A 13,495-nucleotide genomic window follows, 5' to 3' on the forward strand; every position below is an offset into this window, starting at 1 on the left:
CTTGTTGTTCACCCCTTCCCCCCTATGTCTATTGCCCTCACTGTTAGAATGCTCAATAGCACAGTTGTCAGCATTTGTCAACTTCTTGCCCTATTGGTGATCAGTGTGGGGATTCTCAAAGCCTTAACCATCTACCTCCGGCGCGCCCTGTTCACTTGGGAATCCGGGCAAGCCTTCCAAGAAGGTCGCCTAGAACTCGGTTATTCCTTCTCCTTGGGCTTAAGCTTCCTCGTAGGGGGAAGTATCCTCAAGACCACCATTGCTCCCACTTGGAACGAAATCGGGCAACTCGCGGCCATCATTGCCCTGCGAACCGTCTTAAACCATTTGTTATTAAAAGCCATTGCCAATCATACCCAAACCCCCAACCCCGAACCCCCCTGGCAAGGCCTCCTTAACCCCATCTCCCCCCCCAAAACTCCCCATGAGTCCACCTCATCCTCTTAATCCCCTACCCTAGAATTACTGCAAATTGTGTCTAACAAATTGCCAATTGTCCCATTCCCATCAACAATAAATTATGGCGAGTCAATTAAAAAAGAACATGAAAGCCTCTGAAATTATGACAACACAAGTCGTTACAGTGCGGGGTTCTGCCACTGTAGCCGATGCCGTCAAACTGATGAAGGACAACCAGCTACGCGCCCTCATAGTTGACCGTCGTACAGATGAAGATGCCTATGGCATCGTCACCGAAACCGATATTATCTACAAAGTCACCGCCTACGGCAAAGACCCCAAAAAAGTGCGGGTTTACGAAATCATGACCAAACCCTGCATTGTCATTAACCCTGACTTAGCTGTAGAGTATGTCGCCCGTTTATTCTCTCAAACCGGGATTCGCCGCGCCCCCGTCATTGCTGAAACCTTGATGGGGATTGTGTCCGTGAGTGATATCCTCAACAAGAGTGATTTTGTTGAAAAGCCTAGAGAATTGACCCTCGAAGAGGAAATCATCAAGGCCAGAGATGCCGCGAGGGCCGTTTGTGCTGAAAAAGGCGCAACCTCTCCCGAATGTGCCGCCGCTTGGGACATTGTAGAAGAATTACAAGCCGAAGCCGCCCACCAACGGGCAACGAAACCCCCCAAAACCTATTTTGAGGAGTATTGTGAAGAACATCCCGATGCTTTAGAAGCCCGGATGTACGACACCTAGGCAATAGAAATATATAGACTCTAAGCCAACCGAAAAAATAGTCTATATTTTGCCTTTCCTCTACCGTAGTCTCTGATTATTAGACCTCTTGGATAATTTAAAACTCCTATGACACTGTTCCTAAAACAGCCTTTTAGGATGTTTATAGTCCGAACTAGAGACTACGGTTTTTTTCGTTTTGACCCACGCCATCAACCTGAAAACCATGAGTACAGGGAGACGTTGGACGAGGGATGAACAACTCGTTGTTTTGAACTTGTACTGTAAATTGCCCTTTGGACAACTACATCAGCGCAACCCCAGAATTGTAGAAGTGGCGGAAAAATTGGCGCGAACCCCCGGTAGTATTGCCATGAAACTGGTTAATTTCGCTTCTCTTGATCCAAAGTTACAAGCTCGCGATATCCAAGGATTAAAAAATGTCAGTCGTGCGGATCAAGCCCTTTGGCATGAGTTAGAAACGAACTGGGATGAAGTCTTACTGGAAAGTGAAACTAAAATCAATGCTCTGTTGAATCCATCCCCTCCAAAACAAGAAGAATCAGGATTAACAACAGTTTCCTCTCCATGGGAGACAGAAACAGAAGTCACCCGACAGGTCAAACAACGGCTCAGACAAAACCTATTTCGAGAGATGGTTTTAAGCGCCTATAATTACCAATGTTGTTTGACGGGAAACCCTATTCCTGAGTTGTTAATTGCCAGTCATATTTTACCTTGGAGTGAATTTCCAGAGGAGCGGTTAAATCCCCATAATGGTTTATGTTTAGCCAGAACTCAGGATGCCGCTTTCGACCGAGGACTGATTAGTTTTGATCAGAACTATAGTCTGTTAATTAGTTCTCGCTTGAGGCAATTTCTGCCCCATAAAACCTTGCAGGATAATTTTTTAGATTATCAGGATCAGCCTCTACAATCGCCTCACAAATTTTTACCCAATTCTGAGTTTTTACAGTACCATCGCACTCATATTTATCAACAGTGACATACTGCCGATGCTGATCTTTTCCTTTCATTAGTTAACCAAAGTTGGGGTTAGGGAATCGGGAAAATCCCAAAAGGATCAATTCCCCTACCTCCTGTTAAGCTAAAGAAGCGGCCGTCAAACAGTCCTCGTTTAACTCAAAATTCGCGGTCACATTCTGCACATCATCCAAAGATTCTAAAGCGTCCATTAATTTAAGCAGCGATCGCATTTGTTCAGGATCCGTCACCTCTACCGTGGTATTGGTAATCCAGCGTAACTCAACCTCCTTCACCGGAAAATCCTGCTCTTGTAAGGTTTTTTGCAGAGATTCCAAATCACTCACCGGACTATAAACCTCCGCCCCCGGATTCTGGGGATCATCACTTAACTCGTAACTATCCGCCCCCCCTCCAGAGCAATCTCCAATAGCTGATCCTCGTTAATTTCCCACTCTGACGCAAAGACACAATCACAGCCTAATTTTTCAAAAGCTAAACGAAATCCTCCAATACCTGCAAATAAGTCAATAAATTTTAGGGAATTTGTTATGGTCATTAGACTAAAAATACAACAGGTGGGAGTCTATTATATAGTAATCCCCATCTGGGAAAAGAGCATCTCAAAAAGTGGACTATAACAAAGGTCAAGAAGGGACAAAAGCTAAATCCTTGATACAGTTTAAGGTCTAGCTCGCTTCGCCCCTTCAACCTTTACTCTTGATAGGCTTCCATGCCCACACAGGAACAAACTAAATTGCGATCGCCAAAAGCATTATCAATCCGTCCGACAGGGGGCCAATACTTAAAGGACTTTAACCAAGGGGCAGGATAGGCCGCCGCTTCCTGGGTGTAGGGGTGATTCCACTCCCCACAGATTAGGGATTCTGCGGTGTGGGGGGCATTCTTCAAGACATTATCCCCCGCGTCTACCTTGCCCTCTTCAATGGCGATCGCCTCCTCATAAATCGCTAACATGGCATCACAGAACCGATCCAACTCCGCCAAAGACTCACTTTCCGTCGGTTCCACCATCATAGTTCCAATCACCGGCCAGGACATGGTGGGGGCATGGAATCCGTAGTCCATCAAGCGTTTAGCCACATCATCCACTTCCACCCCCGCCCGTTTTTTCAACGGCCGCAGGTCGATAATACATTCATGCGCCACTAGCCCCGACTGCCCTTTATAGAGAATAGGATAAGCCCCCTCTAAACGCTTGGCCATATAGTTGGCGCTCAGAATCGCCGCTTTTGTCGCCTCTGTTAAGCCTTGAGCGCCCATCATGGCAATATACATCCAAGAAATGACCAAAATGCTGGCACTCCCCCAAGGGGCCGCAGAAATGGCTCCAATCCCTTGGGCATGGCCTAAGTTCACGACGCAATGATTGGGCAAGAAAGGCACTAAATGTTCAGCCACTCCAATGGGACCCATCCCCGGCCCACCCCCTCCGTGGGGAATGCAGAACGTCTTATGGAGATTCAGGTGACACACATCCGCCCCCATATCCCCCGGACGACATAGCCCTACTTGGGCGTTCATATTCGCCCCATCCATATACACCTGCCCCCCGTAGTGGTGAATGATCTCACAGACTTCTTGAATCGTCTCCTCAAAGACCCCATGAGTGGAGGGATAAGTCACCATTAAGGCCGCTAAAGCATCTTGATGTTTTTCGGCCTTTTGTTTTAAGTCAGCTACGTCAATATTGCCATTGTCATCACATTTCACGGCCACTACCTTCATCCCACACATCACCGCACTGGCGGGGTTTGTACCGTGGGCGGATTCGGGGATTAAGCAGATATTCCGTTCCCCTTCCCCCCGATGGTGATGATAGGCCCGAATGACCTGTAAGCCCGCATATTCCCCTTGAGATCCCGCATTGGGTTGTAAGGAGATGCCCGCAAAGCCCGTAATTTCGCCCAGCCACGCCTCTAACTGCTGAAATAGGGTTTGATACCCTTGGGTCTGTTCTGGGGGCGCGAAGGGGTGAATTTTGCCAAATTCGGGCCAGGTTACGGGGAACATCTCGGCGGTGGCGTTGAGTTTCATCGTACAAGACCCCAAGGGAATCATGGATGTGGTGAGGGAGAGGTCTTTACTTTCGAGTTGGTGGAGGTAGCGCAACAGTTCCGTTTCTGAGTGGTGGGTGTTGAATACGGCATCGGTCAGATAGGGACTGGTGCGGGTGAGACGGGGGGGGAGGGTGAAGGGTTTGGGTTGTTCGGCTTTTAATTCTTCGACGGTAAAGGGTAGGGTTTCCCGGTGGCCGAAGAGGTGCCAGAGATCGAGAATGTCTTGTAGGGTGTGGGTTTCATCAAAGGCAATGCACACATAACCTGGTTCTAGGAGACGGAGATTAATTCCTTGGTGGGCGGCTTCTTTGACTAAGGCCTGGGCCCCTTGAGCGCCTACCCCGACGCAGACTGTATCAAAAATGGGTAGGTTCTCAACGGTGTAGTTAAGGCGTTTTAACCCTTGGGCAAAGAGGACGGCGAGATCATGGATGTTTTGCGCGATCGCCTTTAACCCATTCGCCCCATGATAAACCCCATACATGGAGGCAATCACGGCTAATAAGACTTGGGCTGTGCAAATATTACTGGTGGCTTTATCCCGGCGGATATGTTGTTCCCGAGTTTGTAGGGCTAATCGGAGGGCGGGTTTTCCTTGGGCATCTTTGGACACTCCCACAATCCGCCCCGGCATTTGCCGTTTATAGGCTTCTTTCGTGGCAAAATAGGCCGCGTGGGGGCCGCCAAAGCCGAGGGGAACCCCAAAGCGTTGGGTACTGCCTACGGCAATATCTGCCCCTAATTCACCGGGAGGGGTGAGGAGGGTTAAACTGAGGGGGTCGGCGGCCATCGTGACTAATGCACCAATGGCGTGGGCGTTTTCAATGAAAGCCCGGTAATCATAAATGGCCCCATCGGTGGCGGGGTATTGGAGAAGAACCCCGAAAACGGGGGTTTCGCTAAAGTCGAAGGTGTGATGATCGCCGACTACAATTTCTAAGCCCAAGGGTTCCGCCCGTGTGACCACTACATCAATGGTTTGGGGGTGGCAAGCGTTGGAGACAAAGAAGGTCTGGGATTTATTTTTACACAGCCCATAGCTCATGGTCATGGCTTCGGCGGCCGCGGTGCCTTCATCCAAGAGGGAAGCGTTGGCAATTTCTAGCCCTGTCAGTTCAATGATCATGGTTTGGTAGTTGAGGAGGGCTTCCAAACGACCTTGAGCGATTTCGGCTTGATAGGGGGTGTAAGCGGTGTACCAGCCGGGATTTTCCAGAATATTGCGCTGGATGACGGGGGGGGTGATACAGTCAGAGTAGCCCATGCCGAGGAAGGAGCGGGCAATTTTGTTTTGAGTTGCGATCGCCTTTAAACTCTGAAGGGCTTCATATTCTGTCTGGGCAGCCGGAAGGTTTAAACGGGACTTGAAACGAATGCCACGAGGCACTGCATCATCAATCAATTGATCTAGGCTGGTATAGCCTAAAACCTCAAGCATAGTCTCTACCTCAGCCCCCCCAATGCCAATATGACGGTTTACAAAGCGATCGCCTTGATGAGCCGTTTCAGCAGTGGAGGGGGTGGTTTCGGCTAATAACAGCGCGGTAGATTGGGCGTTGGGCAGTGTCCGATCTAGGTTTAGCATTCTCGACTTACAGGGAAGATAGAAAGTTCAATATTGTACAATAATCCACTCGCCCAAACGGTAGGCAGGTGTTCCCCATACTATAGCTTTTCTCCTAGGGCTACCGCTTATACATAACGCTCAACTATTCTACTCAAGGAAGGGAATATGCGCAGAAAAAAACGGCCCTCCATGCTTATGAAATAAGGCACAGAGGGACTCAACAGGGTAAACGACTACTCCTCTAGACGTAGACCCTCAAACTAAGTTCCCGCATTCCAAGAATTGAGGTACTCAATTTGTTCCGGGGTGAGGCTGTCAATTTGGATGTTCATGGCATTAAGCTTTAAGCGGGCAATCTCGCGGTCTACTTCCGTGGGGATAGAATGTAAACCGGGGGCGAGAGAACCTTTGTTTTTCACCAGATACTCACAGGCTAACGCTTGATTGGCAAAACTCATGTCCATCACCGCGCTGGGGTGGCCTTCGGCGGCGGCTAAGTTGACTAAGCGCCCTTCCCCTAAAACAATGATCGATTTGCCACTGGGGAGGCTGTATTGTTGGGTGAAGTTGCGTACTTCCTTCACGTCGTTGGCTTGAGCGCCTAAAGATTTCAGGTCAATTTCAATGTCAAAGTGGCCGGAGTTACAAACAATTGCCCCATCTTTCATCACCGCGAAATGTTCGGGGCGGATGACGTGCTTGTTCCCCGTGACAGTGACGAATACATCCCCTAGAGGAGCCGCTTCAATCATGGGCATGACGCGGAAACCATCCATCACCGCTTCAATGGCGCGGGTGGGGTCAATTTCCGTCACAATGACATTAGCCCCCATGCCTCGGCCACGCAGGGCAACGCCTTTGCCACACCAACCATAACCTGCCACGACAAGGGTTTTCCCGGCGAGGAGGATATTGGTGGCGCGGATGATGCCGTCGAGGGTGGATTGTCCGGTGCCGTAGCGGTTATCAAAGAAGTGTTTGGTGTCGGCATCATTAACGTTCATGGCGGGGAACGATAACACCCCATCCTTGAACATGGCTTGCAGACGGACAATTCCGGTGGTGGTTTCTTCCGTGGTGCCGATGATTTCGGAAATTTGCTCTTGACGTTCAGATACGAGGGTGGCGGTTACGTCGCTGCCATCGTCGATGATGATGTTGGGATGATGGTCTAGGGCGATGTTCACGTGACGGTGGTAGGTGTCGTTATCTTCGCCTTTGATGGCAAATACAGGGATGCCATAGTCGGCGACTAAACTGGCGGCTACGTCGTCTTGGGTGGAGAGGGGGTTACTGGCGATTAAAATGGCATCTGCGCCACCGTTTTTGAGGGCGATCGCCAAATGAGCGGTTTCTGTGGTGACGTGACAACAGGCAATTAAGCGAATCCCCGCAAAGGGCTTTTCTTGGGCAAAACGTTCCTGAATTTGTCGTAATACAGGCATTTCTCGTCCTGCCCACTCAATGCGCTGTTTTCCTTGGGGAGCAAGGGCAATATCTTTAATTTCGTATTGGGGTTTAGTTACAGTTGCTGTCATTTATGGCCTGAATTTACATTAAGTTCGCATAGCGATTCTAACAGCAATCCGTAGTCCGTGGGGGGGTCACTGTGGGGCGGGTCGTGCCGGAGGGAGCCTTCACGAATCCCCCCAATCTTGACAAGTTAAGGGAACGGGGAACGGGGAGTCGGGAGTTAGGAGTCGGGTGTCGGGTGGGGGCTATTGAATAATTCCCGCTATTCAAAACTTAAAGAAATCAGATTAGCGGCCCATTCTTAAGCGGAAGTTTTGCTAGGATTGCTGAATCAACTGCCATTGAAACCAACATACATCAACTATGCCCGAATTAGCATCTCCCCATCGAGTGATTCATGCTCTACAAGTCGCACCCCGGCAGGTGTTGCGGGGTCATGATCTACTCCAATCCTCTGGAGAAGCCATCGCCCAACTGGGAAAACGCCCTCTGGTGGTGGGAGGCGATCGCACGTTACAACAACTCACCCCCGCCCTCCAGAAACTCGCCCAACATCATCCCCTCAACTTAGACTTTGCCAGTTATAGCCCCGATTGTTCGGAAAATTCCCTCACCCAACTCCACCAAAAAGTGAACCAACATCAAGGGGATCTCATCCTTGGGGTAGGGGGAGGCAAGGCAATGGACACGGCCAAACTCCTCGCCCATCAGTGTCAATTACCTGTCGTGACGATTCCCACCTCTGGGGCGACTTGTGCCGCTTGGACAGCACTCTCCAATATTTACTCCGATCAGGGGGCTTTTCAATACGATGTTCCCCTCTCCCACTGTCCCGAATTACTGATTTTAGACTACAGCTTGATCCAAACCGCCCCCCAACGGACCCTAGTGGCCGGAATTGGGGATGCGATCGCCAAATGGTATGAAGCCTCCGTCAGTAGTGGCGACTCCCCCGAAACCCTGATTATCGCCGCCGTCCAACAAGCCCGCGTCCTGCGGGATATTCTCCTACAAAAATCCTCCCTCGCCCTGCAAAATCCCGGCGGTGAGGATTGGTGTGCCGTAGTCGATGCTACGGTATTATTGGCCGGGGTCATTGGCGGTCTAGGTGGGGCGAATTGTCGCACTGTAGCCGCCCACGCCGTTCATAATGGCCTAACCCATATCCCGGCCGCCCACCACGCCCTACACGGCGAAAAAGTGGCCTATGGCATCTTGGTTCAATTGCGCCTAGAAGAGATGGTACAAGGCAATCAATTAGCACTCACGGCTCGTCAACAGTTGCTGAAATTTTATCAAGAGATTGGTTTACCCCAAACCTTAGAAGATTTGGGCTTAGGGGAGGTGACAGTCGCCCAACTGCGTCACAGCGCCGAAATCGCCTGTCGTCCTCAATCCGACATTCACCGTTTACCCTTCCCTGTGAGTCCAGAACAATTGATGGCGGCAATGGTTTCTACTACCCTCCTCCCAGATTCTCCCCGAGAAACGGTAGAAGGGGGCGTAAAGGTTGTTTAGGGAACAGGGGAGCAGGGGAGAGGGGGAGCAGGGGAGCAGGGGAGCAGGGGAGAATTGATAATTATTCCCTATCACCTATTACCTATTGCCGACTCCCGATTCCCGACTCCCGACTCCCGATTCCCGACTCCCGATTCCCGACTCCTAATTCCCAATTCCCTGTTCCCTATTCCCTATTCCCCGACTCCCCCTAAACCCTCTCTGATTGTCGAAAAATCCTAGGAATTGTGCCTAGAGAAAAAATCGAAAATGTGCCATCATGCAAAGACTCAGTAGGGGATGGGGATTGTTTGATAGTTCCATGTCTTAACTGTACGGTTGTTTATTTTTTCTTTTTCCCAGTTGTGTTGCAATGAGTTTAAACTGGCTTACTCCCGCTAAACGCCTTAGCGCGCTTCCTACTTACGTCTTTGCTCGTTTGGATGAACTAAAAGCCCATGCGAGAGAACAAGGGCTAGATTTGATTGATTTAGGCATGGGCAATCCCGACGGGTCCCCCCCTAGACCTGTGATTGAGGCGGCGATCGCAGCAATGGATAATCCAAAAAATCACGGATACCCCCCCTTTGAAGGAACAGCCAGTTTTCGTAAAGCCATTACCGCCTGGTATTACCGCCAATATCAAGTCGAATTAGACCCAGATAGTGAAGCCCTCCCCCTCCTCGGTTCCAAAGAAGGCCTAACCCATCTTGCCCTGGCCTATGTAGATCCCGGCGACGTGGTAATTGTCCCCAGTCCCGCCTATCCCGCCCATTTTCGCGGCCCCCTCATTGCCCAAGGGGACGTTTATCAAGTAGACCTCAAAGCCGAACAAAACTGGGTGATGGATCTCAGTACCATTCCCGAAGATATTGCACGACGGGCGAAACTCCTCTATTTCAACTATCCCAACAACCCCACCACCGCCACCGCCCCCCGGCACTTTTTTGAGGAAATTGTGGAGTTTGCCCAACACTATCAAATTCTGCTCGTTCACGATTTATGCTATGCCGAGTTAGCCTTTGATGGCTATGTTCCTACCAGTTTGTTACAAATCCCCGGCGGTAAAGACCTAGGGATTGAATTCCACACCCTCTCCAAAACCTACACGATGGCCGGGTGGCGGGTGGGTTTTGTGGTGGGGAATTCCCAAGTGATTCAAGGACTACGCACGCTCAAAACTAACTTAGATTACGGGATTTTCTCCGTTGTGCAAACGGCCGCCGAAACTGCCCTACAGTTGCCTGATGAGTATGTTCACCAAGCCCAAGATCGATACCGCACCCGCCGGGATTTTATGATTAAAGGTCTGGCGGAGTTAGGTTGGGAGGTTCCCCCCTCTCAAGCCACGATGTATTTATGGGTACCTTGTCCTATTGGCACCAACTCCACGGATTTCGCCCTTGATGTGTTACAAAAAACCGGGGTAGTGGTGACTCCGGGGAGTGCCTTTGGGGAAGCGGGAGAGGGCTATGTGCGGGTGAGTTTGATTGCCGATTGCGATCGCCTCGGAGAAGCCCTGCGACGACTCAAACAAGCGGGAATCCGTTATCGTCCCGAGGAGGCCGTTGTTTCCTCCAACTCCTAGAAAAGGGGAAATTTTCAGGAAAATTAGGACTAAAGCCCCCAACAAAGCCTAAAATCACAACAGGGTGGATGGAATTAGACCCATTACGACCCATCCACCCTCAACCTTTCCCCATTTTGGCTATTAGAGAGGGATTCCATGTCTCTAGAGAACTTAAAACCCGCCAGCAAAGCCGACGCGATGGTTTATGTCCCCTATTTCCAAGGGCAAAAACGCCAACTTCTGCCCCTAGCGATTGGTTTATATCAACAAGGTTCCCTAGAAGGGGAACGGCAAATTGAAGGCAGCGATAATATCCCCTTTGTGGCGACTTGGTTTGTGTCTAAATTACCCTCAGAATTAACGCGCTGTCGTCTCCAGTTTGATGGCAACGCAGAATTAAGCTATGAGGTGGATTTACAAAATTCTGAGTTTGTGGATCATCTGATGGATGTGATTATGACCTACAAACGCACGAATCACACCGACTTTTCTCGGCAATTTTATCGAAAACTTCTACAAAAGGATGATGCTTCCTCTTGACCTGCTAGATTATAGTTCAGCGAGAGGACAACGGGCTGATTCTCCCCCCTAATCCATCCACGACCCCATAGAAACTGTCATTAACTGCTAACCAATTTATAGGAGTGAGGGTGTGCCAAAATCTAGATATCTCTTGGTTGGTTCCACAGAACCGTATAGTGGGAAGTCCGCCACCATTTTAGGACTCGCCCATCAACTTCGCGCCCAAGGCCTCTCCATTGGCTACGGAAAACCCCTGAGTCATGGCGGGGAGGAGATGAACGAGGCCGGGGAAGATGAGGATGTGCAGTTTATTCGCCAAATCCTTAATCTCACTGAACAACAAACCCAAGTCCCTTTACTGTTTTTAGATGAACCGACGGTCAAAAAAGGGCTGCACCACGAAGCGGGGAGTTATTATGTGGAACAACTTCAAAGCTCTTTAGCTCAAGTTGAGGGGGATTTAGTCCTCTTAGAAGGTTTAGGCACAATATCTGAAGGACGCTTATTTAATCTCTCACTCAAGGACATTGCCGCCCACAGCCAAGCGATGGTTCTGATTGTGGCGCGCTATCATTCTCTCTTGTTAGTGGATCAATTGCTGGACGCTCAAGATCAACTAGGCGATCGCCTCTTTGGAGTCGTGATCAATGATATCCCGCCCCAAGAGCAGGAAGCGGTGAAGCAACATTTACAACCGTTTCTGGAAAATCAGGGGATTCCTGTTTTAGGCATGATGCCCCGCAGTAGTTTGTTACGCAGTGTCAGTGTGCGAGAGTTAACGAAACAGTTGGGGGCGAAAGTTCTTTGTCGGTCGGACCGGTTAGATTTAATGGTGGAACGTCTGACCATTGGGGCGATGAATGTTAACTCGGCACTGGAGTATTTCCGCAAGGGTGAGAATATGGCCGTGGTGACAGGAGGCGATCGCAGTGAACTACAAATGGCCGCTCTGGAAACTTCAACCAACTGCCTCATTTTAACCGGACACACGCCCCCTCAAGATTTTATTATTAACCGGGCGGAGGACTTGGAAATTCCCATTTTGTCGGTGGATCTCGATACCCTAAGCACCGTGGAAATTGTCGATCGAACCTTTGGCCAAGTCCGTCTCCAAGAGTCAATCAAAGTCCATTGCATTCGCGAACTGATGGCGGAATATTTCGACCTTCCGCGCTTCATGCAGCTGCTTCAATAGAACGTTTAGCCTCTCGCCAAGAAGGGTTTTTTCAGTAAACCCTAATTCGTCTCGGTTGTCCAGTGGAGGTAAACCCCCAAATGGCTCTCTTGTGTTCAGGGCCATAACTGAGATGGATGGGACGAGTCACCTCGTAAAAATACAAGGAATCAAAGGGGAGTTGAGCGTCTAAAATCCACTGCATCACCTGATCACTTCCCACCCCTACCACCCGAAAATCACAGGCGGCTCCGAGGCGATCGCAAAAATAATTCCCCTTGCGATTGCGTTCGTGCGCCATGTGTTGATCCCGACTGGGATCAATACGACCGTTTTTAACCCCAGTTTGGGGGTCTTTTTGGTTGAGATAACGCTTTAAATCCGGTGAACAGAACCCATAGGTGAGTTGCAGGCGATCGCGTCCAAAATGCCGGGTAATGGGATCCAGTAAGTAGTAATTCAAATCCTTTAAGGCCTGCAAGGACTCCTCTGCTTGGGGAAAAGGATTAATCTGAGCCGCATATTTTTGATAAGTTTGGCTACAAGTGCAGAAATCCCCCAAGGTGAAAAATTCCCCCAAGGGTGTAGAACTATCAAAAGACCCCGATTGCACCATGACTAATGTTCTCCCCCCTCTTCCGCATTTTGGCGGATCGTTCTCCGTATTTTTGCGGATACAACTCCCGGTTTAAAATCGGGCAAATTTGACCAAAAATCTTGACAAGAGAAAAAAAAGGCGGATTTTGGCGACGAAAGCACACAAGGAACCCCCAGATCAGAAAGAGAACCGACGACTTGCCGTGTTTCGTCTCGGTTCTCTTTACTGGTTCGCTCCTCACACTTATACAAGATAACCAATCTCCCCCAGTTTGTCAAGATTTCCGTAATATCCCCGTGAACAGGGAATTTTAAAGAGGGTTTGCTGAACAATATCAGGTGCTAGACCCAACAGGGGAACAGATCCTCCAAAACTGGCACAAGTGCCTATTCCCGACACCTGACACCCGATTCCCAATGCTAGAAAATTTAAGCATTATTGGGATTCAAGCGAATCATTTCCCAAGTGACATAAGTCCCGATGGGACTCCAAAGCAAATAGGGAACGAGGAGGAGGGTGGCGGTAGGATTAACTGGGAAAACCAACAGGGCGAGAATGGCACCGAAGAGGGTACCAGTGGCACCAATAAGAGTTCCGGTCAGTAAACTTTTCCAATTACACATTAAGGGGGTGTAACTCATGATCGTCACTTCAACGAGTAAATATCCCCCCATCAACGGCCAAGATTGGGCCGTTTCCCACACCAGATAAGCAGACCACACCCCAAAAATCACAATAGTTGTCCAAATTAGGGGAATCGCCCACTCAAAGGTCAACCAGGGGGGGCGACGGAGACGGTTAAACCAGCGCCGCCCTTCTGGGGTGGTGAGGTTGCTAATTTGCACCACGACGAGGGCAATCAGTCCGATAATTAGCCAACTGGGAATAGGCATA

At 49.7% G+C, this 13,495-nt stretch carries 13 protein-coding genes; 7 read left to right on the plus strand and 6 right to left on the minus strand.

Annotation, left to right across the window (positions count from 1 at the left end; all coding sequences use genetic code 11):
• Window positions 1–24 precede the first annotated feature (24 nt).
• The 3 genes from SPI9445_RS25030 (at window position 25) to SPI9445_RS0109495 (ending at window position 2,141) form a co-directional block, all read left to right on the plus strand.
• Window positions 25–447 (plus strand): DUF1622 domain-containing protein, encoded by a 423-nt coding sequence (locus tag SPI9445_RS25030; RefSeq protein WP_017304506.1) that lies wholly within the window; start codon window positions 25–27, stop codon window positions 445–447.
• Between the two features lie 97 nt (window positions 448–544).
• Window positions 545–1,156 carry a CP12 domain-containing protein gene (locus tag SPI9445_RS0109490; protein ID WP_026079653.1) on the plus strand — a complete coding sequence of 204 codons (612 nt, stop codon included), beginning with the start codon at window positions 545–547 and terminating at the stop codon, window positions 1,154–1,156.
• A 205-nt stretch (window positions 1,157–1,361) separates the two neighbouring features.
• The gene (locus tag SPI9445_RS0109495; protein ID WP_017304508.1) at window positions 1,362–2,141 is read left to right on the plus strand and encodes an HNH endonuclease; all 780 of its coding nucleotides are present in this window, start codon (window positions 1,362–1,364) and stop codon (window positions 2,139–2,141) included.
• A 97-nt stretch (window positions 2,142–2,238) separates the two neighbouring features.
• Here SPI9445_RS0109495 and SPI9445_RS29575 read toward each other — a convergent pair whose 3' ends face one another.
• The 4 genes from SPI9445_RS29575 to ahcY form a co-directional block, all read right to left on the minus strand.
• Window positions 2,239–2,466, minus strand: coding sequence for a YebC/PmpR family DNA-binding transcriptional regulator (locus tag SPI9445_RS29575; RefSeq protein ID WP_017304509.1), 228 nt, complete (start codon window positions 2,464–2,466; stop codon window positions 2,239–2,241).
• A gap of 41 nt (window positions 2,467–2,507) precedes the next feature.
• On the minus strand, window positions 2,508–2,678 hold the full coding sequence (locus SPI9445_RS31790; RefSeq protein ID WP_017304510.1) for a DNA cytosine methyltransferase: 171 nt from the start codon (window positions 2,676–2,678) through the stop codon (window positions 2,508–2,510).
• Window positions 2,679–2,833: 155 nt separating this feature from the next.
• Window positions 2,834–5,785 (minus strand): aminomethyl-transferring glycine dehydrogenase, encoded by a 2,952-nt coding sequence (gene gcvP / locus SPI9445_RS0109510; protein WP_017304511.1) that lies wholly within the window; start codon window positions 5,783–5,785, stop codon window positions 2,834–2,836.
• 242 nt (window positions 5,786–6,027) lie between these two features.
• Window positions 6,028–7,305 (minus strand): adenosylhomocysteinase, encoded by a 1,278-nt coding sequence (gene ahcY, locus SPI9445_RS0109515; protein ID WP_017304512.1) that lies wholly within the window; start codon window positions 7,303–7,305, stop codon window positions 6,028–6,030.
• 298 nt (window positions 7,306–7,603) lie between these two features.
• Here ahcY and SPI9445_RS25040 point away from each other — a divergent pair, with 298 nt between their 5' ends.
• From SPI9445_RS25040 to SPI9445_RS0109540, 4 genes are all read left to right on the plus strand, one after another.
• Window positions 7,604–8,758: an iron-containing alcohol dehydrogenase family protein gene (locus tag SPI9445_RS25040; protein WP_017304514.1), complete on the plus strand. Its 1,155-nt coding sequence runs from the start codon at window positions 7,604–7,606 to the stop codon at window positions 8,756–8,758.
• A gap of 352 nt (window positions 8,759–9,110) precedes the next feature.
• Window positions 9,111–10,325: an aspartate aminotransferase gene (locus tag SPI9445_RS0109530; protein ID WP_017304515.1), complete on the plus strand. Its 1,215-nt coding sequence runs from the start codon at window positions 9,111–9,113 to the stop codon at window positions 10,323–10,325.
• 138 nt (window positions 10,326–10,463) lie between these two features.
• Complete coding sequence (gene ebsA / locus SPI9445_RS0109535; protein ID WP_017304516.1) at window positions 10,464–10,847, plus strand: type IV pilus biogenesis protein EbsA; 384 nt, start codon at window positions 10,464–10,466, stop codon at window positions 10,845–10,847.
• A 112-nt stretch (window positions 10,848–10,959) separates the two neighbouring features.
• Entirely contained in the window at window positions 10,960–12,024 is a 1,065-nt protein-coding gene (locus SPI9445_RS0109540) for a phosphotransacetylase family protein (protein WP_026079654.1), read from the plus strand.
• A 31-nt stretch (window positions 12,025–12,055) separates the two neighbouring features.
• Here the strand turns inward: SPI9445_RS0109540 and SPI9445_RS0109545 are convergent, their stop codons facing one another.
• Together SPI9445_RS0109545 and SPI9445_RS0109550 are read right to left on the minus strand one after the other, a co-directional pair.
• Window positions 12,056–12,619: a hypothetical protein gene (locus SPI9445_RS0109545; protein ID WP_017304518.1), complete on the minus strand. Its 564-nt coding sequence runs from the start codon at window positions 12,617–12,619 to the stop codon at window positions 12,056–12,058.
• A 410-nt stretch (window positions 12,620–13,029) separates the two neighbouring features.
• Complete coding sequence (locus tag SPI9445_RS0109550; RefSeq protein WP_017304519.1) at window positions 13,030–13,494, minus strand: TspO/MBR family protein; 465 nt, start codon at window positions 13,492–13,494, stop codon at window positions 13,030–13,032.
• Window position 13,495: the final 1 nt, after the last annotated feature.

It is taken from the genome of Spirulina subsalsa PCC 9445 (genome assembly GCF_000314005.1).
In the GTDB taxonomy this organism is placed as follows: domain Bacteria; phylum Cyanobacteriota; class Cyanobacteriia; order Cyanobacteriales; family Spirulinaceae; genus Spirulina_A; species Spirulina_A subsalsa.